The sequence below is a fragment of the Streptomyces fulvorobeus genome, from assembly GCF_013167895.1.
Lineage (GTDB): Bacteria > Actinomycetota > Actinomycetes > Streptomycetales > Streptomycetaceae > Streptomyces > Streptomyces fulvorobeus.
Genome location: NZ_BLWC01000001.1, coordinates 671,964 through 697,553, shown reverse-complemented (window position 1 = coordinate 697,553; position 25,590 = coordinate 671,964). Strand labels below are relative to the sequence as shown.

Sequence of the window (25,590 nt, the reverse complement as noted above, 5' to 3'; positions counted from 1 at the left end):
CCCCGCCGCCCGCCACGACCGCCGGGAACGAGCGGATCAGCCGCCGCCCAGCCGGTGGCGCCTGCGCCAGGCGACCAGGGCCGCGCCCGCGCCCGACAGCACGATGAAGCCCATCGCCGCCAGGAACGCGGGAGAGGTGGGGGAGGACGCCTCACTGCCCGCGATGACGTACGCGGCGGTGTTCGGGATCGAGCCCAGTCCGGTGGCCAGCAGGAACGGCGGATAGCCCATGCGCGAGGTCGCCGCACAGTAGTTGGCCGCGGCGAACGGGACACCCGGGAAGAGCCGCAGCGCGAGCATCGACCGGAAACCGTGCCGGCTGAGCAGTCCGTCCGCGGCCTTCATCCACCGGCCGCGCAACAGCGTACGGAGCGCGTCCTGCCCCAATACACGGCCCAGCGTGAAGGAGACGCCCGCCCCGAGCACCGTGCCCGCGAGCGCGGCGCCCAGCCCGGCCTGGGCGCCGAACAGGGCGCCCGCCGCGAGATTCAGCAGCGGACGGGGTACGAACGCCACGGTGCACGCGCCGTACGCGAGGGCGAACACCATCGCCGCCGTACCGCCCGTCAGTTCGGGCGGCCAGCCGGAGGCGAGGAGCCGCTGCGGTTCGAACAGCAGCATCGTGGACGCGGCGGCCAGCAGCACCGCCGCGAGCAGCGACAACCGGGACCACGGCGAGAGCAGCGCCCTCGTACAGCGCACTGCGAGACCGCCGGCGGGCCGGGCGGCGGGGACGGGGTCGAACATCTGGGGAGAGTAACCGAAAGCCCTGTGTGATCGTCGTCAAGGCCGTGCGGCAGAGGCGCGGCCTCCGCCGCCTTGTCATCCGCACCGCCGCAGGGGAGCGCGTCCGTGGCGGGCGAAAACCGTTCGACGCGGACCGCGCCGCCCCGCCATGATCGGGGCATGTTCCGGTACGCCTTCCCCGCAGCGCCGTCCGCAGTCGCGGACGCGCCGAAGGCTGCCGTACCCACCGCGACGGCCGTGGCAGCGCCCATCGGCGGCGCCCGAAGCTGACCCTCCCCCGACAGTCCGGCGGACCCCGTAAGGGGAGGGTCGGCCGGGCCCTGGGGTCTCCCACTCAGCTTCGAACCGCGAACCGCGAGGAATCAGCCATGCCCAAGACGGCATACGTGCGCACCAAGCCGCACCTCAACATCGGCACCATGGGCCACGTCGACCACGGCAAGACCACCCTGACCGCCGCCATCACCAAGGTCCTCAGCGACCGGGGGACCGGCACGTTCGTACCGTTCGACCGGATCGACCGGGCACCCGAGGAGGCGCGGCGGGGCATCACCATCGACCTCGCGCACGTCGAGTACGAGACCGACACCCGGCACTACGCGCATGTCGACATGCCGGGCCACGCCGACTACATCAAGAACATGGTCACAGGGGCGGCGCAGCTCGACGGGGCGATCCTCGTCGTCTCGGCCCTGGACGGGGTCATGCCGCAGACCGCCGAGCACGTCCTGCTCGCCCGTCAGGTGGGCGTCGACCACATCGTCGTCGCCCTCAACAAGGCCGAGGCGGGTGACCCCGAGCTGACCGACCTGGTCGAGCTGGAGGTCCGTGACCTGCTGTCCGCGCACGGGTACGGCGGCGACACCGTCCCCGTCGTGCGGGTGTCGGGGCTGGGCGCGCTGGAGGGCGACCCGCGCTGGACAGCGTCGATCGAGGGACTGCTCGACGCCGTCGACACGTACGTACCGATGCCGGTCCGCTACACCGACGCGCCGTTCCTGCTGCCCGTCGAGAACGTGCTGACCATCACCGGCCGAGGCACGGTCGTCACGGGAGCCGTCGAGCGCGGCACGGTCCGCGTCGGTGACCGGGTCGCGGTGCTGGGCGCGGACACCGAGACGGTCGTCACCGGTCTGGAGACCTTCGGCAGGCCGATGGAGTCGGCCGAGGCCGGCGACAACGTCGCGCTGCTGCTGCGCGGGGTGGAGCGCGACCGGGTCCGGCGCGGCCACGTCGTGGCGGCGCCGGGGAGTACCAGTCCCAGCCGCCGCTTCACCGCCCAGGTGTACGTCCTGTCGGGGCGGGAAGGGGGCCGCACCACCCCGGTCACCACCGGGTACCGGCCGCAGTTCTACATCCGTACCGCCGATGTCGTCGGAGACGTCGACCTCGGGGACGCGGCGGTGGCGCGCCCTGGGGAGACGGTCACCATGACCGTCGAGCTCGGCCGTGACCTCCCGCTGGAGCCCGGCCTCGGCTTCGCGATCCGTGAGGGCGGCCGGACGGTCGGCGCCGGAACGGTCACCGCACTGCTCTGACCGTGCGTACCCGCCTCCCGGCCCTCTCAAGGGCCGGGAGGCGGGTACGGCACCTCACGTCCGCACCCGCACAATGGCGGAGTGAACGAGCCGATACCCGTCATCCGCCAGGTCGACCACGGCACCGCGCGGCTCCTGCCCGACGTGGACCGCGACCGGGCCTGGCTGCTCACGGTCGACGGCGCCCCGCAGTCCTACGTGGACCTGGACGACCCGGCGTACCTGGAGTTCGAGTACGTACGGCGCCTCGCCCACGTCCTGGACTGCGCGGCCGCTCCCCGCACCGCCCTGGACGTGCTCCACCTCGGAGGCGGCGCCCTCACCCTGCCGCGTTACGCCGCCGCCACCCGGCCCGGTTCGCGCCAGGAGGTGGTGGAGGCCGACCGAGGGCTGCTGGCGCTGGTCGCCGAACACCTGCCGCTGCCCGCGGGGGCCGGGATCGCCGTGCACGGCACGGACGCCCGCGCCTGGCTGGAACAGGCGCCGCCGGCTTCGGCGGACGTCCTGATCGCCGACGTCTTCGGCGGCTCCCGGGTGCCGGCCCACCTCACGTCCGTCGAGTACGCGCGAGCCGCGGGACGGGTCCTGCGCCAGGACGGGATCTACGCGGCGAACCTGGCGGACGGCACGCCGTTCGGCTTCCTCCGCTCGCAACTGGCCACCTTCGCGGCCGTCTTCGATGAACTCCTCCTCATCGCCGAACCCGCCGTGCTGCGCGGCCGGCGGTTCGGCAACGTCGTGCTGGCCGCCTCGCACAGGGCCCTGGACACCGGACCGCTGACCCGCCTCTGCGCGGGCGACGCGTTCCCGGCCCGGGTGGAGTACGGGGCCGGGCTGGCCCGGCTCATCGGCGACGCGCGGCCGGTACGGGACAGCGAGGCGGTCGCCTCACCCGAGCCCCCTGCCGGTGCCTTCGGCATCGGCTGAGGCCACCGCGGGCAGCCTCGCGGACGGCAGCTCCGCGGCGTCCTGCACGAGTTCCTTGCCCGTGCCGCCGCCCGTACGGCGCGTCAGATTGCGCACGTCGGGTACGAACAGCACGAGCGCCGTCACCAGCACGACCAGCGCCGCGCACCCCCACAGCGCCTGGCTGCGGCCGACGAGTCCCTCGACCGGGCCGGCCAGCGCGGTGGAGAGCGGAACCATGGCGACGGAGCCGAACCAGTCGTAGGCCGACACCCGCGACAGCTTCTCCTCCGGGATCTCCTGGTGCATCGCCGTCATCCAGGAGACACCGAACACCTCGATCGCGACGCCGCTCACGAACATCACCGCGGCCAGGCCGGACACCGGGAGCGGCACCGCCAGCGCCGCCGAGGGCAGGGCGAGCGGGAACACGCACAGGGTCCCGGCCAGCAGCAGCCTCCGGGGCTTCCAGCGCATCATCAGCACCGCCCCGGCCAGGGTGCCGACGCCGAACGCGGCCAGCGCGAGTCCCCAGGGCGCGGCGCCGCCGAGCTCGTCGCGGGCGACCAGGGGTCCGTAGACCGACTCGGCGGCGGCGACGACCGCCACGACCACGGAGAACTGCGCCACGATCGCCCACAGCCAGGGGCGGCCGATGAACTCGTCCCAGCCCTCGCGCAGATCGGAGAGCAGTCCGCCGCCCGCCGCGCGCACGGGGATGTGGCTCACGTCGAGGAACGCCCGGAGCGCTCCCGCGACGGCGAAGGCGGCGGCGTCGACGGCGAGGACCCACCCCGGGTCCATGGCCGCGATCATCGCCCCGCCCAGCGCCGCGCCACCGATGGCCGCGCCGTGCATCGACATCCGGAAGAGCGCGAAGGCGCGACTGGCGTGCTCGGCGTCGACGCTGGACATCAGCATGCCCTCGGCCGCGGGGTTGAAGAACGCCTGCCCCGTGCCGCAGAGGGCGGTCAGCAGCATCATCTGCCACAGCTGCGGGTCGCCGGTCAGGACCAGCCAGGCGAAGACGGCCTGCGACACGCAGTTCAGGGCGTTCGCGGCCACCATGACCCGGTGGCGGGGCAGCCGGTCGGCTATCGCGCCGCCGATGAGCAGGAAGAGCACCAGCGGCGCGGTGCGGGCAGCGGCGACCAGTCCGACGTCGCCACCGTCACCTCCCGACTCCAGGACCGCGAACGCCGCCGCGATCAGCGCGCCGTGGGTACCCAGGCTCGTGATGATCGCGGCGGCGGTGAGCAGACCGTAGTTTCGGCCGGCACCGGCAGGGCGGGCGGCGGGGGCGGGAGGCAGGGAGGCGGAGGTCACCAGGGGACTATCGCCACCGGAACCCCTCCCCGACAAATCGAGGAGGGGCCAGGGGTCAGGAAGTGGACTTCGCCAGCCGTACCGTGCTGAGGATCTGCTGGATGGTGGTGTCCGGGAGCTCGTCGTCGACGCCCGCGTTGGCGTACAGGACCCAGGTCGAGTACTCCTTCTTGGCGTTCGTGAAGGTGAAGGCGATCGACTTCCCGTCGGTGTCGCACTTCTCCTTCTTGGCCACGCCCGCCGCGGTGGCGGTCACCACACTGCCGGAGAGGCCCGACTTGGTGGTGTACGGCTTGGGCTCGCCGACCTTCACGGTGCCCTTGGGCTCCTCCTGGGCGTAGGCGGCCCACACCCAGTTGCCCGCCTCGTTCTTGGCGGCCTCGTCGGTGCTCTTCGCGCCCTGGGCGCCCTTGGTGCCGGTACCGGCGAGGCCGGTGTCCTCCTTGCTGCCGTCCTTGTCCGCGTCGTCGACGCACCACTTGCTCTTGTAGAAGGCCGGGGCGGAGAAGCCGACGGCGGGCGGTCCCTCGGGGTTCTTGACGTCCTCGAAACCGGAGATCATGCCCGTACCGGCGACCTCCCAGTCACCGGGTACGTCGAACTGCGTGCCCCACTTCGGGTTGGTGACGACCTTCCATCCCGGGATCAGCGGTTCGGCGTCCGCGCCGCCCCGCGGATTTCCGGCGGGAGCGGACGTGGTGGTCGACGGCTTCGCCGACGCGGACGACTTCTTGTCGTCGGCGACGGTCGTGCCGCCCTTCTCGTCGTCCTCGCCAAGGACGATCACACCGGTGACGACCGCCGTCGCGACGACCGCGGCCGCGGCGACGATCGCGGTGATCACCGTCTTCTTCCGGTCACCGCCGCCCTTCGGGCCGCCGGGCTGCCCCGGAACGGCGTACTGCGGCGCGGTCGGCTGCTGGTAGGGATTGGGCTGCGGGTACCCCGGCTGACCGGGTTGCTGGTACCCGGGCTGCTGGTATCCCGGCTGCTGATACGGATTCGGCTGCTGGTAACCCGGCTGCTGGTACGGGTTCGGGTCCTGCGGGTTCTGCTCGCCCCGGGCGGTTGCTGTCCTGGCCACATGGCCAGTAACCATAGAGGGGCCGTGCCGCCGCTGCTACGCCCGGCCCCCGCGAGGGGATGGCCAAAGGAAGCTACTCATGAGTAGCCTTCGGGTATGAGTGCTGAACAGATGACAGTCGGCGAGATGCTCGTCGCGACGGTTCCGATGGCCAGGACCCTCAACCTGGAGTTCCTGGAGGCGACCCCGGACCGGGCGGTCGTCCGCCTGCCCGACCAGGCCGATTACCACAACCACGTAGGCGGACCGCACGCCGGAGCGATGTTCACGCTCGCCGAGTCCGCGAGCGGCGCCATCGTCATCGCGGCCTTCGGCGACCAGCTCTCGCGTGCGGTGCCGCTCGCCGTGTCGGCGGAGATCGGTTACCGGAAGCTGGCCATGGGCGAGGTCACCGCGACCGCCACCCTCGGCAGGCCCGCCACCGACGTCGTCGCCGAGCTCGACGCGGGCAGCCGGCCCGAATTCCCCGTCACCGTCGAGATCCGGCGGGCGGACGGCGCTGTGACCGGCGAGATGACCGTCGTCTGGACCCTGCGCCCGAAGAGCTGACCTGCGCTCATGGCGGCCCCGCGGGCTGCCGGGCGCGGGTAGGCTGCCCGCCGTTCGCCGACGGGCGCGCGGTGGGTGACGGAGCCGCCGCGCGGGCCGGGCCCGGTGGCCGTGCCGGCTACCGACTGAACCGGGCCCGCGCACCGGCGGCCAGGTCCCGCTCACTCAGCCCGCGTGCTCCTGGCGGTGGGCCTTCGCCAGTTCCACGTAACCGGCCGCGTTGAACCTGACGCCCTCGCGCTCCTCCTCGGTCAGCTCCCGCTTCACCCTGGCGGGCACCCCGGCGACGAGGGAGTTCGGCGGGACCCGCATCCCCTGCGGTACGAGGGCCTGCGCCGCGACCAGCGACCCCGTACCGATGTGCGCGCCGTTGAGCACCGTGGCGCCCATGCCGATCAGGACGTCGTCCTCGATCGTGCAGCCGTGCAGGACCGCGTTGTGGCCGACCGACACCCGGGCGCCGACACTGAGCGGGAAACCGGGATCGGTGTGCACGCTGCAGTTGTCCTGGATGTTGCTGTCGGGACCCAGGCTGATGGGGCCGCAGTCGGCACGGAGCACCGCGTGGTACCAGACGCTGGAGCCCGGGGCCATCGTGACCTCACCGATCACCACGGCGGTCGGCGCCACGAAGGCGTCCGCGTCGATGTCCGGCTCCGTGCCGCCCATACCCATGATCAACGCCTGCTCGGCCATGGCCTGCTCCTCCGTGTCCCGGTGTGGTGCGCTCGCTCCGGAGGAACGGTAGGCGACGCCCGTCCGGGTGCGGGTGGTGGGGTGAACATCACAGGCCGGGGCGCCGACCGGCCCCGTCCCCGGCGCTTACGGTGTGTCGGTGCCGACGAACAGAAACACGTTCTCCTCGCTCGCCGCCCGGCGGCGCGGCGTCCTGTCCCTGGCCGTCCACCGCGTCTGGGCCTGGGTGCGCGAGACGGGCGCGGTGACCGCGCAGCACCCCGGCAGGCTGAGGTTTCGCCGGATCGGCCCCGGGACCCGGCTGGCCTTCCCGCAGGGCACGGTGTTCGGGGAGCCGTGGATCGAGCTCGGGAACCACTGCGTCATCGGTGAACAGGTCACGCTGACGGCGGGTCTGATGCCGGACCTCGACCTGGGCCGGGAGACGGTGCTCACGCTGGGCGACGGCGTGGTGCTGGGCCGGGGCAGCCATGTCATCGCGGACACCACGGTGACGATCGGCTCGGACACGTACTGCGGTCCCTACGTCTACATCACCTCGACCAACCACAGTTACGACGACCCGCACCAGCCGGTCGGCCGGCAGTGGCCGCGCATGGAGCCGGTGGTGATCGGGCCCGGCTGCTGGATCGGCACGGGCGCGGTGATCCTCCCCGGCGCCAGGCTCGGCCGCAACGTGGTGGTCGCGGCGGGAGCGGTGGTACGGGGAGAGGTCCCCGACCACGCGGTGGTGGCCGGGGCTCCGGCCCGGGTCGTACGGAGCTGGACCTCCGACAGGGGCTGGCAGCCGCCGCTCCGTACCCCGGCGCCGGTCCCGATCCCGGAGGGCGTCACCCCCGAACAGCTCCTGCTCCTGGCGGAACTGGAACCGGACGCCCCCGAGGCCGGCCGTTCCGAGCGCTAGTCCGGCGCCGGCCGGACCGTGCTCGCGGGAGGCCGGCGGCCGGGGCGGGTGAGCGGTGTCGCCGCCTGCCTCGCAGTACAGTGCGGTGAACGGCTGGGTGCAGAACGCCGTAGTGCAGTGCTTCGAACTCCCACCCGGAACATCGCTCATCCAGCACATTGCTCATCCAGCACATCGCTCATCCTGAACATGGGACGGAACGTGTCCGACCTCGATCAGCTCACCCAGTCGCTGGCCCGCAACCTCAAGCGGTGGCGGGGTGAGCGCGGCTTCACCCTGGACGCCCTGGCCGCCCGCGCCGGGGTCAGCCGCGGCATGATCATCCAGATCGAGCAGGCGCGGACCAACCCCAGCCTCGGCACCACCGTCAAGCTCGCCGACGCGCTCGGCGTCAGCATCACCACGCTGCTCGACCACGAGCAGGGGCCACAGGTCCGGATCGTCCCCGCCGACCAGGCCGTACGCATGTGGTCGACGGAGGCGGGCAGTTCGACGACGCTGCTGGTCGGTGCGGAGGCCGCAGGCCCGCTGGAGCTCTGGTCCTGGCGGCTGATGCCCGGCGACGGCAGTACCTCCGATCCGCACCCCGAGGGGACCGTCGAGCTCCTCCACGTCACCGCGGGCGAGCTCACCCTGATCGTCGACGGCGAGCGGCACGCGGTGCCCGCCGGCACCTCCGCCACCTTCGAGCCGCGTCTGTCGCACGGTTACCGCAACGACGGTCCGGAGCCGGCCGAGTTCACCATGGCGGTCTCGGTCCCTCCCGCACGCTGAGACGGGCGGCACAGGAAGCTGTGCGTCAGGGCCCCAGGGCCGGTCGCAGGGCGCCCACCCGGGTGCGCACGCCCCCTTCGACCGCCCTCACGGACCGCTTCGAGGCGTGCGCGAGCGGCACCCCGCCCGGCCGCACGCCGAGGTCCGGCAACCGCGCCGCTGCCCGCTCACCGCCCAGAGCCCCGCTCACAGGTCAGCCGAGGCGCGGGATCTCGATGGCGGGGCAGCGGTCCATGACCATGTCGAGCCCGGCCGCGCGGGTCCGCGCGCAGGCGGCCTCGTCGATGACACCGAGCTGGAACCAGACGGCCTTGGCGCCGATCCCCACGGCCTCGTCGGCTACCGCGCCCGCGAGCTCGCTGTTGACGAAGACGTCGACCACGTCCACGTCGAAGGGGACGGCCTCCAGGGAGGCGTACCCGTGCTCCCCGTGCACGGTCTCGGCCTTCGGGTGCACCGGCACGATCTTCTTGCCGTAGCGCTGGAGGACCGCGGCGACCCCGTAGGCCGCCCGGCTCTGGTTCGACGAAAGGCCCACGACGGCCCAGACGTCGCCGGACTCGGTGAGGATCTTGCGGATGGTGTCCTGGTCGCCGTACATGTCCTGCCCTCCCGCTGACGCGAATACTGACTGCCTGCGCAACCTACGGCAGGCGCCCGGGATTCCCCCATCGGCCGGCGCATAGGCTGGCCGGATGCAGGAGCAGTACCGGACAGTCGCCCGCGCGGGCGTGCACGAGACCGAGATCAACCGCTCGCGCTTCATCTGCGCGCTCGCTCCCGCCGCCACCGAGCAGGAGGCGCAGGACTTCGTCGCTCGCGTACGCAAGGAGCACCCCACCGCGGGTCACCACTGCTTCGCGTACGTGATCGGCGCCGACGCCTCCGTGCAGAAGGCGTCCGACGACGGGGAGCCCGGAGGCACCGCCGGCGTACCCATGCTGCACATGCTCATGCGCCGTGAGATGCGTTACGTGGTCGCGGTCGTCACCCGCTACTACGGCGGTGTGAAGCTCGGCGCCGGCGGCCTGATCCGGGCCTACGGCGGATCGGTGGGCGAGGCTCTCGACGCGCTCGGCACGCTTACCCGTCAGCGTTTCCGGCTGGCCACCATCACGGTCGACCACCAGCGCGCGGGCAAGCTGGAGAACGATCTGCGGGCCACCGGGCGCACCGTGCGCGAGGTCTCGTACACGGAGGCGGTGACCATCGCGATCGGACTGCCGGACGCCGACGTCGCGGAGTTCACGGCCTGGCTGGCCGATGCGACGGCGGGTTCGGCCACCCTCGAACTGGGCGGGGAGGCGTACGGGGACGCCCGGATCCACGATTGATGCGGGCTGCGGGCGCGACCGGCGTTAGCGTGGTCGGTGCCGCTCGTGCGACCACGGGCAGGCCCCGGGGTGGAGGAAGAGGAACATGCAGGTCGTAGCCGTCGGAGTGATGTCTTGAGGATTCTGCACACGTCCGACTGGCATCTGGGCCGCTCCCTGCACCGGGTTTCGATGCTCGGTGCCCAGCGGACCTTCGTCGACCACCTGGTGGCCACGGTCGCCGAGCACGAAGTTGACGCCGTGCTGGTGTCCGGAGACGTCTACGACCGGGCCGTACCGCCGCTCTCCGCCGTCGAGCTGTTCGACGACGCCCTGCACCGGCTGGCCGCCGCGGGCGTCCCCACCGTCATGATCTCCGGGAACCACGACTCGGCCCGCAGGCTCGGCGTCGGCGCGGGCCTGATCGGGCGGGCCGGTATCCACCTGCGTACCGGCCCCGAGGGCTGCGGCACCCCCGTCGTCCTGCGTGACGCACACGGTGAGGTGGCGTTCTACGGGCTGCCCTATCTGGAACCCGCCCTGGTCAAGGACGTCCTCGGCGCCTCCAAGGCGGGCCACGAGGCAGTCCTCACGGCCGCCATGGACCGCGTCCGCGCCGACCTCGCGACCCGGCCCGCCGGCACCCGGTCGGTGGTCCTCGCGCATGCCTTCGTCGCGGGCGGCGAGCCCAGCGACAGCGAACGCGACATCACCGTCGGCGGGGTCGCCGCCGTGCCCGCCGGAGTCTTCGACGGCGTCGACTACGTGGCCCTGGGGCATCTGCACGGCAGCCAGCGCGTCACCGAGCGCGTGCGCTACTCCGGCTCCCCGCTCGCGTACTCCTTCTCCGAGGCGGACCACCGCAAGACCATGTGGCTGGTGGACCTCGGCGCCCGGGGCTCCTTCACCGCCGGGCGCGTCGACTGCCCGGTGCCCCGCCGCCTCGCCCGGCTCCGCGGCCCCCTGGACACCCTGCTCGACGACCCCGGGCACGAGCGGCACGAGGACTCCTGGGTCGAGGCCACCCTCACCGACCCGGTGCGCCCCCAGGACCCGATGGCCCGCCTGCTGGAGCGCTTCCCGCACACCCTCAGCCTGGTCTTCGACCCGCAACGGGGTCCCGATGACCCCTCGGCCTCGTACGCCCAGCGCCTCAGGGGACGCGACGACCACCAGATCGCGGAGGACTTCGTGGCCCACGTACGCGGCGGCAGCGGACCTGACGAGCTGGAGCGCACGGTGCTGCGTTCCGCCTTCGAGGACGTACGGGTGGACGACGGCGTGCACGAGGTGTCCCGTTGAGGCTCCACCGGCTCGCCATCACGGCCTTCGGCCCCTTCGGCGCCACGCAGGAGGTCGACTTCGACGCGCTCTCCTCGGCCGGGCTCTTCCTGCTCCACGGCCCGACCGGCGCGGGGAAGACCTCCGTCCTGGACGCCGTCTGCTACGGCCTGTACGGGGCGGTACCCGGTGCCCGGCAGAGCCCCGGGACCTCGCTGCGCAGTGATCACGCTCCCGAAGGACTGACCACCGAGGTACGCCTGGAGCTGACCGTGGGCGGACGCCGTCTGGAGGTGACCAGGCGCCCCGCCCAGCCGCGCCGCAAGAAGAAGGGCACCGGCCTCACGACGGAGAAGGCGCAGAGCTGGCTGCGGGAGTACGACTCCGGGCACGGCTGGCGCGCCCTCAGCCGGTCGCACCAGGAGATCGGTGAGGAGCTCTCCGGGCTCATCGGGATGAGCAGGGAACAGTTCTGCCAGGTGGTCCTGCTGCCCCAGGGCGACTTCGCCCGGTTCCTGCGCGCCGACGCGGAGGCCCGCGGCAGGCTGCTGGGCAGACTCTTCGACACCCGGCGCTTCGCGGCCGTCGAGGAACGGCTCGCCGAGCTGCGCCGCGGGGCCGAGGCGCAGGTCAGGGCAGGGGACGAGAAGATCATCAACCTCGCCCAGCGGATCGCGCAGGCGGCCGGACCCGCCGGACGGGAGTGGCCGCTGCCCGAGGCCAGGCCGGGTGAGCCCGGACTGGCCGTAGGCGTACTCCAGTGGGCCGCCGTGGCACGTGCCGGGGCCCGGGAGCGGCTCACCGTCGCCGAGGGAGCGGTGTCCGCCGCCGAGAGCCGGCAGGCCGCCGCCCGCCGCGCACTGGAGGGCGAACGGGAACTCGCCAGACTCCAGCTGCGGTACGAGGAGACCCGGGACCGCGCCGCCGCTTTGGAGGCGGGCCGCCCCGAGCGGGACCGGTGCGAGGAGCGGCTCCGGCGCGCGCGCAAGGCGGATCTGGTCGCTCCCGCGCTGGACATGCGCGACGAGGCGGAGCGGGCGTACCGCGCGGCGAGCGAGGCCCGTGAGCACTCACGCGGCCGGCTCCCCGCCGACCTGGCCGAGGCGGGCGCGGAGCAACTGGCCACCATGGAGCGCCGGTTCCGCCAGGAACTGGGGGAACTGACGGCGGCGCGCAGGGCGGAGCGCCGGAGTGCGGAGATCGACGCCGAGCGGACCGCCGTCGAACGGCAGTCGCGCGCCGACGACGAACTGATCCAGGACACCGGGCACTGGCTCGCGGGCTGGGAGGCCACCCGCCGCGGTCTCCAGGAACGTGTCGAGGACGCCCAGGAGGCGGCGACCCGCGCGGAGCAGCTGGCCGGCCGGCTCGCCCCGGCGCGCAGAAGGCTGGAGGCCGCCCGCAGGCGGGACGCGCTCGCCGTGGAGGCGGAGACCGCCGCTCGGCTGCTGTCAGACGCCCGCGAGAGCGCCCTCGCGGCGCACGAACACTGGCTCGGCCTGCGGGAGCGGCGGCTGCGCGACATCGCGGCGGAACTCGCCGCAGGACTCGTCGACGGCGTCGCCTGCGCGGTCTGCGGCTCCGCCGAGCACCCGGACCCCGCCCGGCCGGGTGACGGGCACGTGGACCGGGCGACCGAGGAGGAGGCCCTCGCCGCGCACCGCCGCAGCGAAGCGGCACGTACCGCAGCGGAGCAGCGAATCGCCTCCGTGCGCGAGCGGTTGGCCGTGGCGAGCGCGGAGGCGGCGGAGGGCATGGAGGGCGCCGAGGAGCCTGTCGAGGCCGGGGGGCGTACCGCCGCGGGCCCGTCCGTCGCCGAACTCGACGCGCTCGTGGCCGAGTTGGGCCAGGAGCATGCCCGCGCCCACCGGCTGGCCGGCGGGACGCACGCGGCCAGGGAGGCGCTGGACGCCGCCGAGCGGGAGCACGCGGACAGGCTCGACCAGTGCCGGCAGGCGGAGCGGCGGGCAGCCGCCCGTACCTCTCAGCGCGAAGCGCTCGACCGTGAACAGGCGGCTCTGGAGCGGGATTTGGTGAAGGCGCGCGGTGCATCGGCGACCGTCGCCGACCACGCCCGTCGGCTGGAGCGCCGGATGGGGCTGCTCAGCGAGGCGGCCGAAGCGGTACGGACGGAGGAGGACGCCGCCCAGCGGCGCAAGGAGGCGGACGACCGGCTGGCCGACGCCGCGTTCAAGGCCGGGTTCGACACCCCCGAGGCCGCGGCGGAGACCCTGCTCACCGACGCCGGGCACCGCGAACTCCAGCACCGGATCGACGCCTGGCAGGCCGAGGCCGCGGCCGTCGCCGACCGGCTGGCCGAACAGGACGCGCGGGCCGCAGCCGAACGTCCCCAGGCGGTACCCGACGCGGCGCGGACCGCGTACGACACGTCGGAGCGACTGCTGAGGGAGGCCGGGGCCGCCCTGGCCGCCGCCCGGGAACGCTGCTCCGAGCTCGACCGGCTGTCGCGCCGGGCCACCGAAGAGGTACGCGCGCTGGGGCCGCTGCGCCGGGAGTACGAGCGGGTGGCGCGGCTCGCCGGGCTGACCGCGGGCACCTCGGCCGACAACGAACGCAAGATGCGCCTGGAGGCGTACGTGCTCGCGGCGCGACTCGAACAGGTCGCCGCCGCCGCCACCGCCAGGCTCCGGAAGATGTCGTCGGGCCGCTACACCCTGGTCCACTCGGACGCCCGGTCCGGCGGCCGGCGGGCGGGTCTCGGCCTGCATGTCGTGGATTCCTGGACCGGCCGGGAACGCGATACGGCGACCCTGTCCGGCGGTGAGACGTTCTTCGCCTCCCTGGCGCTGGCACTCGGTCTCGCCGATGTCGTCACCGACGAGGCCGGCGGTGTACGGCTCGACACGCTCTTCATCGACGAGGGTTTCGGCAGTCTGGACGAACAGACCCTGGACGAGGTGCTCGACGTCCTCGACTCGCTGCGGGAGCGGGACCGCAGCGTCGGCATCGTCAGCCACGTGGCCGACCTGCGCCGCCGTATCCCCGTCCAGCTCGAAGTGGTGAAGGAGCGGCACGGATCGGCGGTGCGCCACCGCTCGGCGGACGGGCTCAGCGACTGATCGGCCGCCGGGGGAGCGGGGAGGAGTACACGATGCTGGTGGTCACGGCCCCGAGCGCGCCGATCCTGCCGGTGACCTCCTCCAGGTGGCGCATGGACCGGGCGGTGACCTTGAGGACGAAGCAGTCGTCCCCCGTCACGTGGTGGGCCTCGATGATCTCCGGAGTGGTGTCCGTCAGTGCGTGGAACGGCTTGTAATTGCCGTTGGGGTAGCGCAGCCGTACCAGAGCGAGGATCGGCAGTCCGAGCCGGTCGGGGTCCACGACCGCCGAGTATCCGCTGATGACCCCCGCGTCCTCCAGGCGGCGGACCCGCTCGGTGACCGCGCTCGGGGACATCGCCACGGCGCGCGCCAGCTCGGCGAAGGAGGCCCGGCCGTCGCGCTGGAGGACGTCGAGGATGCGCCAGTCGGTGGCGTCCGGTGAATAGTCGGTCATGGGCCCCAGACAACCGGGAGATCCCCGGCCGATCAAGAGGGATGCCGGGGATCTTCACTTCCGCCGGGTGATCACTGCCCGTAGCTTCTTGGCCATGACCTCACAGGTGATCACGTCCGCGTCCAACCCTGTCCTCCGCGTCCCGCCGGCCGCTCCGGCCGCGGCAGCCGCCTACTTCGGCGCCTCGCTCGCCTTCCACGCCGATGTCTCCGACGTCGCGGCGGCCCTCGCGGCGGGCGGCGAGCCCGGTTTCGTGGTCCTGGACTCCCGCTCCACCGCCTCCTGGGACCAGGGGCACATACCCGGCGCTGTGCACCTGCCGACCGCTCTCATCGCCGGGCAGGCCCGCGAACTCCTCGACCCGGCCGTGCCCGTGATCACGTACTGCTGGGGTCCCGGCTGCAACGGGGCGACGCGCGCCGCCCTGGCCCTCGCCGAACTCGGCTACCAGGTCAAGGAGATGCTCGGCGGCTTTGAGTACTGGGTGCGCGAGGGGTTCGAGTTCGAGACCTTGCGGGGCCGCGAGAGGCGCGGCGCCGACACCCTCACCGCACCTGCCGACTTTGAGGAGTGCGGCTGCTGAGGCGGGCCGTGCCGCCGGCTCCGGCACCCTCCACGCGCAGGTCCGGCGCGGCAGCCGTCCCTCGGGGCCGGCTGCCGGGCCGTAGGGCTCAGAGCCTGGACAGCTCGTCCACCAGATCGTCCAGCCCGAGGGAGCCCTGGGAGAGGGCTGCCATGTGCCACGCCTTCGCGTCGAACGCGTCGCCGTGTGCCGCGCGGGCATTCTCCCGGCCGAGCAGCCAGGCGCGCTCACCCAGCTTGTAGCCGATGGCCTGGCCCGGCATCGACAGATAGCGGGTCAGCTCGCTCTCGACGAAGTCGGCGGGCCGGCCGCTGTGCCCGCCGAAGAACTCCTGGGCCAGCTCCGGAGTCCACCGCTCACCGGGGTGGAACGGCGAGTCCGCCGGGATCTCCAGCTCCAGGTGCATGCCGATGTCGATGATCACCCGGCAGGCGCGCATCATCTGCGCGTCCAGATAACCGAGCCGTCGCTCCGCGTCGGGCAGGAAGCCGAGCTCGTCCATCAGCCGCTCCGCGTACAGCGCCCAGCCCTCCGCGTTGGCGCTGACCTGCCCCAACGACGTCTGGTAGCGGGAGAGGTTCTGCGCCACGTGCTTCCACTGCGCGATCTGCAGGTGGTGGCCGGGCACCCCCTCGTGGTACCAGGTGGACACCAGGTCGTACACGGGGAAGCGGGTCTCGCCCATCGTCGGCAGCCAGGTCCGGCCGGGGCGCGAGAAGTCCTCGGACGGCCCGGTGTAGTACGGGGCGGCGGCGCCGCCCGCCGGGGCGATGCGGGACTCCACCTTGCGTACCCGCTCGGCCAGTTCGAAGTGGGTGCCGTCGAGAGCCTCGATGGCCTCGTCCATCAGCTCCTGCAGCCAGACACGCACCTCCTCGACGCCCTCGATGTGCTTGCCGTGCGCGTCGAGGTGGGCGAGGGCCTCCCAGGGCCCGGCGCCGGGCAGGATCTTCTCCGCCTCGGTCCTCATCTCGGCCAGCAGGCGGTGGTATTCGGACCAGCCGTACGCGTACGCCTCGTCCAGATCCAGGTCCGTGCCGTTGTAGTAGCGCGTCCAGCGCGCGTACCGCTCCCGCCCCACGGTGTCGGGGGCGCCCTCGATCGCCGGGGCGTACACCTCGCTCGTCCAGTCGCGCAGTGCCACCAGCGCCGCCGCGGCCTGACCTGCCGCGGCGTCGAGCTCGGCGCGCAGCGCGGCGGGACCGGGGGAGACGAAGTCCTGGAAGAACCCCGAACCCCGCGAGCCGGCCCACGCCGTCAGCTGCCCGACGAACGTGGCGGTCGCGCGGGGTCCCGCGTACAGCTTGCGCTCCAGGCCGAGTTCGAGCGAGGCGCGGTATCCCTCAAGCGCCGCCGGGACGGCCCGCAGGCGGGCCGCGACCGCGGCCCAGTCCTCGTCGGTGGCGGTCGGCATGACCGTGAACACGCCACGGAGGCTGTGCACGGGTGAGCGGAGATTGGAGACCACCCGCAGTCCCTCATCGGTGTCATGGACGCCGAGTTCGGCGGTGAGCCGCTCGCGCAGCAGCCGTCCGCACCGGCGCTCGGCGTCGCTGTCCGCGCCCGGCAGCTTCTCGGCCGCGTCGAGCTTCGCCAGGGTCTCGCGGGCGAGACCGGCGAGGGCCGCCTGGCCTGCGGGCGAGAAGTCGGGCAGCCTGCGGGAGCTTTCGGCGACACCGAGGTACGTACCGGTGATCGGGTCGAGTTCGATGTACGCGTCGACGTGGGCGTCGGCGACCTGGCGGGGCAGCGCGCTGTGAGAAGTGTCTGACATGCGGACATCCTCATACGGTGAGGGCCCCCGCGTCACCACCCCCCTCGCGTCAGCCGGCCGACGGCGCTTCGGGCGAGGGCCCCGGCGCCGGCCCCGGTGGCAGCAGCGGCCCGCACTCCCACTGCTGGAAGATCAGCCGGGTCTCCACCCGGGCCACCTCACGGCGCGAGGTGAACTCGTCCAGCACCAGACGTTGGAGGTCCGCCGTGTCCGAGACGGCCACCTGGACCAGGTAGTCGTCGGGGCCGGTGAGGTGGAACAGCGCCCGGGACTCCGGCAGCGCCCTGATCCGGTCGACGAACGGCCCGATCAGCTCGCGCCGGTGCGGCCGGACCTGCACCAGGAGCAGCGCCTGCACCCCCCGTCCCAGACGCGCCGGGTCCAGGCGCAGCTGATGGCCCAGGATGACGCCGGAGCGCCGCAGCCGGGTCACCCGGTCCAGACAGGTGGAGGGAGCCACCCCGACTTCGGCGGCCAGCTCCCGGTAGGTGGTCCGTGAATCGTTCTGGAGGAGCCGCAGAATGTGGAGATCCACCGGATCAAGAGCTACAGAATCGGCCATCTGCCGAACGTAACACGGAGGTTCACCGCTTTGACCCGGCTGCTGTTCAGAGTGGTGACATGGACACCGAAGCCTCGACGACGCCCTGGACCGCATCCCCGTCCAGGGCGCTGGCCACCGAAGCCGTGCACGCCGGACGCGACGATCTCGCCTCCCTCGGACTGCACGCCCCGCCGCTCGACCTGTCGACCACCTACCCCTCGTACGACTCCAGGGGCGAGGCCGAGCGGATCGACGCCTTCGCCGCCACCGGCGCCAGGCCGGAGGGGCCGCCCGTCTACGCGCGCCTCGACAACCCCACCACCGGGCGCTTCGAAACGGCCCTGGCGCGTCTCGAAGGGACCGACAGCGCCGTCGCGTTCGCCAGCGGAATGGCGGCCCTCACCGCCGTCCTGCTGGCCCGTGCGAGCGTCGGCCTGCGCCACGTGGTCGCCGTCCGCCCGCTCTACGGATGCAGCGACCACCTGCTGGGCGCCGGCCTCCTCGGTACGGAGGTGACGTGGACCGACCCGGCGGGCATCGCCGACGCCATCCGCCCCGACACCGGGCTCGTGATGGTGGAGACCCCCGCCAATCCGACCCTCGCCGAGGTGGACATCCGGGCCGTCGCGCACGCCTGCGGCTCCGTGCCGCTCCTCGTCGACAACACCTTCGCCACCCCGGTGCTCCAGCGGCCGGTCGAGCACGGTGCCCGGATCGTGCTGCACAGCGCCACCAAGTACCTGGGCGGTCACGGCGACGTGATGGGTGGGGTCGTGGCCTGCGACGAGGAGTTCGCGGCGACGCTGCGCCAGGTGCGGTTCGCCACCGGCGGCGTACTGCACCCGCTCGCCGGCTATCTGCTGCTGCGGGGCCTGTCGACGCTGCCGGTACGGGTGCGTGCCGCGTCGCAGAGCGCCGCCGAGCTCGCCGGACGGCTCACCGCGGACCCGCGCATCGCCCGCGTGCACTACCCGCGGGTGGGCGGTGCCATGCTCTCGTTCGAGGTGTACGGGGACCCGCACCGGGTGATCGCGTCGGTGCGGCTCATCACGCCGGCCGTCAGCCTCGGCAGCGTGGACTCGCTGATCCAGCATCCGGCCTCCATCAGCCACCGCATCGTGGCCGAGGGGGACCGGCGGGCATCCGGCGTCAGTGACCGGCTGCTGCGGATGTCGGTCGGCCTGGAGGACGTCGAGGACCTGTGGGCCGACCTGTGCCAGGCGCTCAGCGGCCCGTCCGCTCTGCCCCCTCGTACGACGGCAGCGCCCGTACGGGAGTCGCGTCCAGTCGGGCTGTGACGACGAGCGTGCCCTCCTCGATCTGGTAGTCGAGGGGGAGTCCGAGCCCGCGCATCGCCGCGACCATGCCCGTGTTGTGGGCCTGGGTGACGGCGTACACGCTCTCGCAGCCGGCCTCGACCGCCAGCGCCACCAGTCGTCCCAGCAGCTCCGAGCCGATGCCGCGGCGCTGCCAGTCGTCCTCGACGAGCAGGGCGACCTCGGTCTCGTCGCCGTCCCAGAGCAGGTGGCCGAGCGCCACCAGCTTGCCGGAGGCGGTCTGCACGGCGAGGGTGCGGCCGAAGCGCGGGCTCAGCAGGTGATCGAGGTAGCGGCCGGCGTCGCGGACCGGGCCGTGGTACCGCAACCCGAGGGTCTGCTCCGAGCAGCGGTCGTGCATGGCGCGGGCGGCGGTGAGATCGCCGTGGTCCGCGCGGCGCACCGTGATCTCGTTGCCCTCGGGAAGGGTGAGCACGTCCTGGCTGCGCGGGACCCGGGGGCCGAGCCGCGCGTCGAGTTCGACCAGGGCGCGGGCGCGTGCGAACTCGGTGGGTGTGAACGGCAGGTGCGGACGCTCCACGGTGATGACACCGCCCGAGGGGTCGCGCAGCCGCATCGAGGTCTCCTCCAGCACTCCTTCCACCGGTGCGCTCTCCCCGGTGGCACGGCCGGTCACGGAGACGGCGGGCAGCGAGTGGATGGTGCAGCGCCCGAGCAACTGGCGGAGTGCCAGCGGGAGTTCCGCGGCGTCCAGTGCGGTACGGGTGGCGAGCCCGAGGACCCGGGTCGGGGTGTCCACCAGGTCGTGGGCGTCCGCGCGCTCGATCCAGGTGGAGCTGCCGCCCGCCGCGGAGATCTCCCGGGTCAGCTCCTGCGCCTGGAGCGTGAGGGGCGCCCGCAGCAGGAACTCGTCGACGGTGCCGTTGGCCAGCGGATGCGTCTGGAGGGTGAGGATGTCGACCCGGAAACGGGCCAGCGCGGTGCACAGGGCGGCCAGGCTGCCCGGCGTGTCGCGCACGGTCGTCCGCATCCGCCACAGGACGGTGTCCTCGGCGGCCAGGCCGGCCGGGCCCCCGGCGTCCGGTGCCGCTTCCCCGGCGGCCGGACCCGGCGGGGCGTGGCTGTGGCGCCGGGCCCACCAGGTGTGGAAACCGGCCGTGGCGGCCAGCGCCACGGCCGAGGCGATGAGCAGGAAGGGGCCGTCCGGCTGGTGCCCGATCAGGTTGGCGATCGCGTCGGCCACGGCGACCGCCGTGAACAGGGCGGCCAGCTCGGTCATGTCCCGCCGCCAGTGGTGGCGGCGGGCGCTCTTCGCGGATGTCACGTCAGTCATGTGCTCACTGTGGCCCAGCGGTGTTGCCTGGTCACGAACGCCTTGTGACTGATGGGTTAAGTGTGTATCTGGCTGCCTATCATCCTTTTTTGTCCGGTTCTCGGGGTGCTTTTCGGCTCCCCCCGGTTCACTGGCCGGTAAGCCCGGGCTGGAGCACCTTGCTGAACAGGACCGTCCCGCCCTGGGCCCGCAGCCGCACCGTGAGTGCGCCGCTGTCGCCGTCGATCTCCACCTCGCCGAAGTGCTGGGGCGACTCCATGGGGGAGACGTTCGCCCGCTGCGGCGCCCGGACGAAGACCCGCTCGGGCCCGAAAGTGGCGTCGAGCTTGTTCGCCGGGAAGCCACCGGCCGCCAGCGGCCCTGAGACGAACTCCCAGAACGGCGCGAAGTCCGCGAAGGCCGCGCGCTCGGGGAGTAGTGGTGCGCCGCCGTGTAGTGGACGTCGGCGGTCAGCCAGACCGTGCCGGTGATCCGCTGCCGCTTGATGTACCGCAGGAGGTCGGCCACCTGGAGTTCGCGGCCGAGCGGAGCGCCGGGATCGCCCTGCGCCACCGCCTCGAAGTCCGTGGCACCGTCCTCGACGACCAGACCCAGCGGCATGTCCGCGGCGATCACCTTCCAGGTGGCGCGCGAGCGCGACAGCTCCCGCTTGAGCCAGGCGAGCTGCTCGGCACCGAGGATGCCCGTGGTGTCGTCGGCCTGCCTGTTGGGGGAGTTGGGGTTGCGGAAGGAGCGCATGTCCAGGACGAAGACGTCCAGGAGCGGTCCGTGCCGTACGACGCGGTGCATCCGCCCACCGCTGGAGCGGCCGTGCGCGGCCGGGGCGGGGACGTACTCGCCGAACGCCCGCATCGACCGGGCCGCCAGCACGTCCACGTCCTTCTCGGTGTAGCGCGGATCGTCGAGGATCTGCCCGGGGTACCAGTTGTTGCGGACTTCGTGGTCGTCCCACTGGACGACGGAGGGCACCCGCGCGTTGAACGCGCGCACGTTCGCGTCGAGCAGGTTGTACCGGAAGTTCCCGCGGTACTCGTCGAGGGTCTCGGCGACCTTCGACTTCTCCTCGGTGGTGATGTTGCGCCAGATCCGGCCGTCGGGCAGCGTCACCGCCGGCTCGATCACCCCGTCCGCGTAGATGCTGTCCCCGCTGCAGAGGAAGAAGTCGGGGTCCAGGCGGCGCATCTCGTCGTACACCCGGTAGCCGCCGATGTCCGGGTTGATGCCCCAGCCCTGGCCGGCGATGTCGCCCGACCAGAGGAAGCGCACGCCGTCGCGCCGCCGGGCCGGAGCCGTACGGAACGATCCGTACACCGGCTTGCCCGTGCGGCGCGGATCGTGCGGGTCGGCGAGTGTCACCCGGTAGTGCACCAGCTCGCCCGGCGGCAGCCCGTACAGGGGCGTCGTGCCGGTGAAGTCCGTACGGGTCCCGACGAGCGGGCCGTGCCATCTGCGGGCGCGGCGGAACGACTCGGTGGCCGACGTCTCGACGAGCATCTGCGCCGGGCGGTCCGATCGCACCCAGACGAGCGCGGACGACGAGGTCACCGCGCCCGTCTGGACGCCCCACGCCGCACTCGGCCTGCCGGCGAGCGCGAAGGCCGGGGCCGAGGTGACGGCGGCCGGAAGTGCGGTGGCGGCCGAGACGAGGAGCGAGCCGCGCAGGACGGTGCGGCGGCCGGGGTGCGGGATGTGCGGACGCGACGACATGGATGTGCCTCCGGGGCGTTGGGCGGTGGTGCGGTCGGGACGGAGCTGGTTCCCGCCGTCCCGGCCCATGCCTAGTGCCCGGCGGCGGCCACCACGCCAACCGCAGGTGAACAGGGCGCCCCTGGCATCCGCACGAAAGCCGCAGGACCCGGTCGGGTCACCGTCTCGGCCACCTGCGGACGCCGTACGCTGATCGCCCCGCAGAACGCGTCGGGCAGGGGGCCGCCCTCGCCAGGCGGTACGGGGGCCGTCCGGGGCCGGGAGCGGTGGTTCACAGCGACGGTTGCCGCCCGGTGGCCGGGAGTTCAGGGCTCCGTGGTGATTCCCGCTGGACAGCACACCCCCGGTGGGCTGGGATGGCACGGTGACAGCCGATCCCGCAACCGACCTCTTCGAAGAACACCGGCCCGTGCTGGCCGGAGTCGCCTACCGCATGCTCGGTCGCGTCGCCGACGCGGAGGACGTGGTCCAGGAAGCATGGCTGCGCTGGTCGTCCGCGGACCGGGAGGACGTACGGGAGCCTCGGGCCTATCTCGTACGCGTCACCACCCGCCTCGCCATCGACCGGCTGCGCCACCTCCAGTCGCGGCGCGAGGCGTATGTCGGCCCATGGCTGCCCGAGCCGGTCGTCACCGACTTCGGCCCCCGCGTCCCCGACACCGCGGAACGGGCGATTCTCGCCGAATCCGTCTCCATGGCGGTGCTCGTCGTGCTGGAGTCCCTCTCCCCGCTGGAGCGCGCCGTATTCGTGCTGCGCGAGGCGTTCGGCTTCCCGTACGCGGAGATCGCCGACGCCCTCGACCGGACCGAGGCCGCGGTGCGCCAGCTCGCCGGACGCGCCAAGCGCCACGTGGAGGAGGGCAGACCCCGCTACGACGTGGACCCGGCCGAGCGCCGCGACCTGACCGAACGCTTCCTCGCCGCGGCGTCCGGCGGTGATCTCGACCAACTCCTGGCGCTGCTGGCGCCGGACGTGAGGCTCGTCAGTGACAGCGGCGGCAAGTCGAAGGCCCCGAGGCGGGTCATCGAGACCGCGGACAAGGTCGGCCGCTTCCTCATCGCGGTCGGGGGGGAACGGAGTCCGGGCATGGAGTTCCGGTTCGCCGAACTCAACGGGGGCGCGGCGCTGGTGATCCTCGTCGACGGCGAGCCGGACACGTTCTTCCAGGTGGACATCAGGGACGGCGTGATTCAATGCGTCTATCTCATTCGTAATCCGGACAAACTCTCCGGACTGCCCACCGGTTAACTTCCGCCAATTCCGCACCTTCAGCGAATCCGAGCCCCACGCGTCCCCTCCGCGGAACCCCACGACCTGCCCGGACGTGGGGTTTTGTGCTGCGCGCGGCTCACGGCATCACGAACGTCCCGTGAACGCTCTGCGGTATGGACCCGTTTCTTTCCGTTACTGCGGGAGGATTGGTCTTGACCAAGGGGAGGCGTCGTCCTATGGTCACAACGTTAAGACAGGAACCTTTAATAAATAACGTCGCGGAAAGCCGCTGGGCGATTGCGGAGGACAGGGTGGGGACCACGCAGCTGGAATCGGTACAGGAGCCGAAGTACTGGCACCTCAAGACCGTGCTCAGTGAGGCACTCGACTCGGACTTCGCGGTGGGGGAGATCCTGCCCAACGAGCGTGACCTCGCGGCCCGGTTCGGTGTCGCCAGAGCCACGCTCCGGCAGGCTCTGGAACAGCTGGAACTCGAAGGCAGGCTCCAGCGTCGCCGAGGCGTGGGAACCACCGTCGCTCCGCCCCGCGTGGGCGTCGCCGTGTCCACCGCGCAGCAGGACTGGACGGGTGGCACCGGCGAGGCGTGGCAGCCCGCCGACTGCACCACCGGGCCCGCCCCCGCGGTCGTGCAGGCGCTGTTCGACGCGGACACCGGGGACACCGTGCACCGGGTGCGGCGCATCCGCGTCAGTCACGGACAGCCGCTCGCGGCGGAACTCCTCTACGTCCCCGCCTCCTCGGTGCCCGCCCTCTCCGCGATCGACGCACCCTCAGGTCCTGCCCGGGCACGGAGCGTCCTTCGCGAACTGGACCGGCTGGGTCTCAACGGCCAGGACCGCTCGGTGGAACTGGGTTCCGCGCGGGCGGACGACGCCAAGGAGCTCGACAGGCTCCCGGGCGCCCCGGTACTCGTGGTCACCACGCGGTACTTCGCGGCGGGCGGCACGGCGGCGGTGTCCGTAGCCACCTACCGGGCCGACACCTGCCGGCTCACCTTCGGTGACTCGGGCGCACTGGAGATCCGCCACGACGACCAGGAGCGCCAGGCTTCCTGACCTCCGCAGGCCCTTCTGTGTCCCAGCTCCCGAGCTGTGCGACCCGGACCAGGGCCGACCCGCCCCGCACCGGCCGGTTTCGCACCGTCCCGCCTCGCACCGTCCCGCCTCGCACCGTACGGCCCGTCGCGTTTCAGCGGCGGGCCGTCACCGTGCCCTCCACCGCGAACAACTGCTCCTCCACATGGTCGAGCGCCAGCCGCAGGGCCCCGGTCGCGACGGCCGCCTCCCCCAGCAGGGAGAGCGTGACCCGGGGCGGGCGCAGGCAGTAGCGCGCCAGCTCCCCGCGCAGCGGGTCGAGTACGCCGTCCAGCCCGGCGGCCCAGCCACCGATCACCACGAGCTCCGGATCGAGCGCGAGCACCAGAGCGGCGACGTCGTGCACCAGCCGCTGGATGAACCGCTCGACGGCCGCCTGCGCATCGGGGTCACCCCGCCGTGCCTGCGCGAAGACCGCGGCCACCGCGTGCTCGTCCAGTGGTTCGAGCGGGGTGTCGGTCGTCGACAGCAACCGCTCCGGCGTCACGTCCCGCCCCAGCAGATGCAGTGCGCCGATCTCCCCGGCAGCCCCGCCGTATCCCCGGTGCAGCCGCCCGCCGATCAGCGCACCGGCCCCGGGGCTCAGTCCCGCCAGGACGAACACGATGTCGTCCGACTCCGTCGCCGCGCCTTTCCAGTGCTCGGCCACCGCCGCGGCGTTGGCGTCGTTCTCCACGAGCACGGGACACCGGAACGAACGCCGCAGCCGCTCCCCGAGGGCCAGTCCGGTCCACTCCGGCAGAGCGGTCCCCAGCCGTACGGTGCCGTCCGCCTCCACGATGCCGGGGCTGCCCACGCCGACCGCCCGCAGGCTGCTGCGGGCCACTCCCGTGCGCCGCAGGAGGTCGGCTATCACCGTCCTGACCTGGTCCAGCCGGTCGTCCGCCCCGGCCGTCTCTGACACCGCGCGCGAACCGGCCCCGATGATGCGGCCGTCCAGCCCCGACAGCAGGGCCGAGACCCGGTGCGGCCCGATCTCGACCCCCAGCAGGTGCCCGGCCTCGGCCCGGAAACGGAACCGCCTGGCAGGCCGCCCCTGGCGCCGTGCCTCGCCTTCGTCGGCCTGCGCCTCGACGACCAGCCCGGCCTCGAAGAGCCCTTCGACGACACCCTCGACCGTGGGGCGGGAGAGTCCCGTGATCCGGGTCAGGTCCGTCAGTGTGGGAGAACCCGCGCCCCTGAGAGCGTGCAGTACCACCGCGGAGTTGATCCGCCTCAACAGTGACGGATCCCCGCCGGTCAGCTGGCCCACGGTGTGTCCTCCCAGCTCGCGCGCATGTTCTGCCGGATCGTACTCGCTGGTCGGGGGCGCGGCGACCACGGGCCGGAGCCGGTACCGAGAGGTGACCCGCGGCAGCGCGGAGCGACGAAACCGGACTCGTGCGCGACGATTTCCGCTGGGTGCGATCC

General features: G+C 72.7%; 21 protein-coding genes and 2 pseudogenes. 12 read left to right on the top strand and 11 right to left on the bottom strand.

The features are described from left to right. Positions 1–36: 36 nt before the first annotated feature. A complete protein-coding gene (locus tag Sfulv_RS02995) occupies positions 37–747 on the bottom strand; it encodes a TVP38/TMEM64 family protein (protein WP_173310997.1) in 711 nt (236 codons plus the stop codon). 368 nt (positions 748–1,115) lie between these two features. Here Sfulv_RS02995 and tuf point away from each other — a divergent pair, with 368 nt between their 5' ends. Next, the gene (gene tuf / locus Sfulv_RS02990; protein ID WP_173310995.1) at positions 1,116–2,285 is read left to right on the top strand and encodes an elongation factor Tu; all 1,170 of its coding nucleotides are present in this window, start codon (positions 1,116–1,118) and stop codon (positions 2,283–2,285) included. A gap of 81 nt (positions 2,286–2,366) precedes the next feature. Further along, positions 2,367–3,212, top strand: coding sequence for a spermidine synthase (locus tag Sfulv_RS02985; RefSeq protein ID WP_173310993.1), 846 nt, complete (start codon positions 2,367–2,369; stop codon positions 3,210–3,212). Here Sfulv_RS02985 and Sfulv_RS02980 read toward each other — a convergent pair. Beyond that, a complete protein-coding gene (locus Sfulv_RS02980; protein WP_173310991.1) occupies positions 3,174–4,517 on the bottom strand; it encodes an MFS transporter in 1,344 nt (447 codons plus the stop codon). The genes Sfulv_RS02985 and Sfulv_RS02980 overlap by 39 nt on opposite strands. Positions 4,518–4,572: 55 nt before the next feature. Then, positions 4,573–5,603 (bottom strand): annotated as a pseudogene (locus Sfulv_RS02975) (DUF8017 domain-containing protein). 109 nt (positions 5,604–5,712) lie between these two features. Between Sfulv_RS02975 and Sfulv_RS02970 the strand changes: the two are divergent. Further along, a complete protein-coding gene (locus Sfulv_RS02970; RefSeq protein WP_173317552.1) occupies positions 5,713–6,150 on the top strand; it encodes a DUF4442 domain-containing protein in 438 nt (145 codons plus the stop codon). 165 nt (positions 6,151–6,315) lie between these two features. On the opposite strand, the gene Sfulv_RS02965 is transcribed toward Sfulv_RS02970, so the two are convergent. After that, complete coding sequence (locus Sfulv_RS02965; RefSeq protein WP_173310989.1) at positions 6,316–6,846, bottom strand: gamma carbonic anhydrase family protein; 531 nt, start codon at positions 6,844–6,846, stop codon at positions 6,316–6,318. Between the two features lie 139 nt (positions 6,847–6,985). Here Sfulv_RS02965 and Sfulv_RS02960 point away from each other — a divergent pair, with 139 nt between their 5' ends. Together Sfulv_RS02960 and Sfulv_RS02955 are read left to right on the top strand one after the other, a co-directional pair. Continuing rightward, on the top strand, positions 6,986–7,750 hold the full coding sequence (locus Sfulv_RS02960; RefSeq protein ID WP_173310987.1) for an acyltransferase: 765 nt from the start codon (positions 6,986–6,988) through the stop codon (positions 7,748–7,750). Positions 7,751–7,951: 201 nt separating this feature from the next. Next, a complete protein-coding gene (locus tag Sfulv_RS02955; protein WP_173317550.1) occupies positions 7,952–8,524 on the top strand; it encodes a helix-turn-helix domain-containing protein in 573 nt (190 codons plus the stop codon). A gap of 193 nt (positions 8,525–8,717) precedes the next feature. Here Sfulv_RS02955 and Sfulv_RS02950 read toward each other — a convergent pair whose 3' ends face one another. Continuing rightward, complete coding sequence (locus Sfulv_RS02950; protein ID WP_173310985.1) at positions 8,718–9,125, bottom strand: CoA-binding protein; 408 nt, start codon at positions 9,123–9,125, stop codon at positions 8,718–8,720. 94 nt (positions 9,126–9,219) lie between these two features. Here Sfulv_RS02950 and Sfulv_RS02945 point away from each other — a divergent pair, with 94 nt between their 5' ends. From Sfulv_RS02945 to Sfulv_RS02935, 3 genes are all read left to right on the top strand, one after another. Beyond that, on the top strand, positions 9,220–9,858 hold the full coding sequence (locus tag Sfulv_RS02945) for a YigZ family protein (RefSeq protein ID WP_173310983.1): 639 nt from the start codon (positions 9,220–9,222) through the stop codon (positions 9,856–9,858). A 114-nt stretch (positions 9,859–9,972) separates the two neighbouring features. Further along, positions 9,973–11,139: an exonuclease SbcCD subunit D gene (locus Sfulv_RS02940; protein ID WP_173310981.1), complete on the top strand. Its 1,167-nt coding sequence runs from the start codon at positions 9,973–9,975 to the stop codon at positions 11,137–11,139. Beyond that, positions 11,136–14,198, top strand: coding sequence for an AAA family ATPase (locus Sfulv_RS02935; RefSeq protein WP_173310979.1), 3,063 nt, complete (start codon positions 11,136–11,138; stop codon positions 14,196–14,198). The genes Sfulv_RS02940 and Sfulv_RS02935 overlap by 4 nt, the downstream gene beginning before the upstream one ends. On the opposite strand, the gene Sfulv_RS02930 is transcribed toward Sfulv_RS02935, so the two are convergent. Beyond that, complete coding sequence (locus Sfulv_RS02930; RefSeq protein WP_173310977.1) at positions 14,188–14,634, bottom strand: Lrp/AsnC family transcriptional regulator; 447 nt, start codon at positions 14,632–14,634, stop codon at positions 14,188–14,190. The two genes, Sfulv_RS02935 and Sfulv_RS02930, sit on opposite strands and share 11 nt — an antisense overlap. Before the next feature lie 94 nt (positions 14,635–14,728). On the opposite strand from Sfulv_RS02930, the gene Sfulv_RS02925 reads away from it, so the two are divergent. Then, positions 14,729–15,217 (top strand): rhodanese-like domain-containing protein, encoded by a 489-nt coding sequence (locus Sfulv_RS02925; protein ID WP_173310975.1) that lies wholly within the window; start codon positions 14,729–14,731, stop codon positions 15,215–15,217. An 88-nt stretch (positions 15,218–15,305) separates the two neighbouring features. On the opposite strand, the gene Sfulv_RS02920 is transcribed toward Sfulv_RS02925, so the two are convergent. Together Sfulv_RS02920 and Sfulv_RS02915 are read right to left on the bottom strand one after the other, a co-directional pair. After that, on the bottom strand, positions 15,306–16,991 hold the full coding sequence (locus tag Sfulv_RS02920) for a DUF885 domain-containing protein (protein WP_173310973.1): 1,686 nt from the start codon (positions 16,989–16,991) through the stop codon (positions 15,306–15,308). Positions 16,992–17,040: 49 nt separating this feature from the next. Continuing rightward, on the bottom strand, positions 17,041–17,553 hold the full coding sequence (locus Sfulv_RS02915; protein WP_173310971.1) for an Lrp/AsnC family transcriptional regulator: 513 nt from the start codon (positions 17,551–17,553) through the stop codon (positions 17,041–17,043). Positions 17,554–17,612: 59 nt separating this feature from the next. Between Sfulv_RS02915 and Sfulv_RS02910 the strand changes: the two genes are divergently transcribed. Then, a complete protein-coding gene (locus Sfulv_RS02910) occupies positions 17,613–18,833 on the top strand; it encodes a trans-sulfuration enzyme family protein (protein ID WP_173310969.1) in 1,221 nt (406 codons plus the stop codon). Here Sfulv_RS02910 and Sfulv_RS02905 read toward each other — a convergent pair. Beyond that, positions 18,760–20,136 (bottom strand): GNAT family N-acetyltransferase, encoded by a 1,377-nt coding sequence (locus Sfulv_RS02905; protein ID WP_173317548.1) that lies wholly within the window; start codon positions 20,134–20,136, stop codon positions 18,760–18,762. The two genes, Sfulv_RS02910 and Sfulv_RS02905, sit on opposite strands and share 74 nt — an antisense overlap. A gap of 136 nt (positions 20,137–20,272) precedes the next feature. Next, positions 20,273–21,852: pseudogene (locus Sfulv_RS02900) on the bottom strand (alkaline phosphatase D family protein). A gap of 364 nt (positions 21,853–22,216) precedes the next feature. Here Sfulv_RS02900 and Sfulv_RS02895 point away from each other — a divergent pair. Both Sfulv_RS02895 and Sfulv_RS02890 read left to right on the top strand, forming a co-directional pair. Then, positions 22,217–23,101: an RNA polymerase sigma-70 factor gene (locus Sfulv_RS02895; protein ID WP_173310967.1), complete on the top strand. Its 885-nt coding sequence runs from the start codon at positions 22,217–22,219 to the stop codon at positions 23,099–23,101. Between the two features lie 275 nt (positions 23,102–23,376). Next, positions 23,377–24,141: a GntR family transcriptional regulator gene (locus Sfulv_RS02890; protein WP_173310965.1), complete on the top strand. Its 765-nt coding sequence runs from the start codon at positions 23,377–23,379 to the stop codon at positions 24,139–24,141. Positions 24,142–24,274: 133 nt separating this feature from the next. Here Sfulv_RS02890 and Sfulv_RS02885 read toward each other — a convergent pair whose 3' ends face one another. Next, the gene (locus Sfulv_RS02885) at positions 24,275–25,432 is read right to left on the bottom strand and encodes an ROK family transcriptional regulator (protein WP_173310963.1); all 1,158 of its coding nucleotides are present in this window, start codon (positions 25,430–25,432) and stop codon (positions 24,275–24,277) included. Positions 25,433–25,590 lie beyond the last annotated feature (158 nt).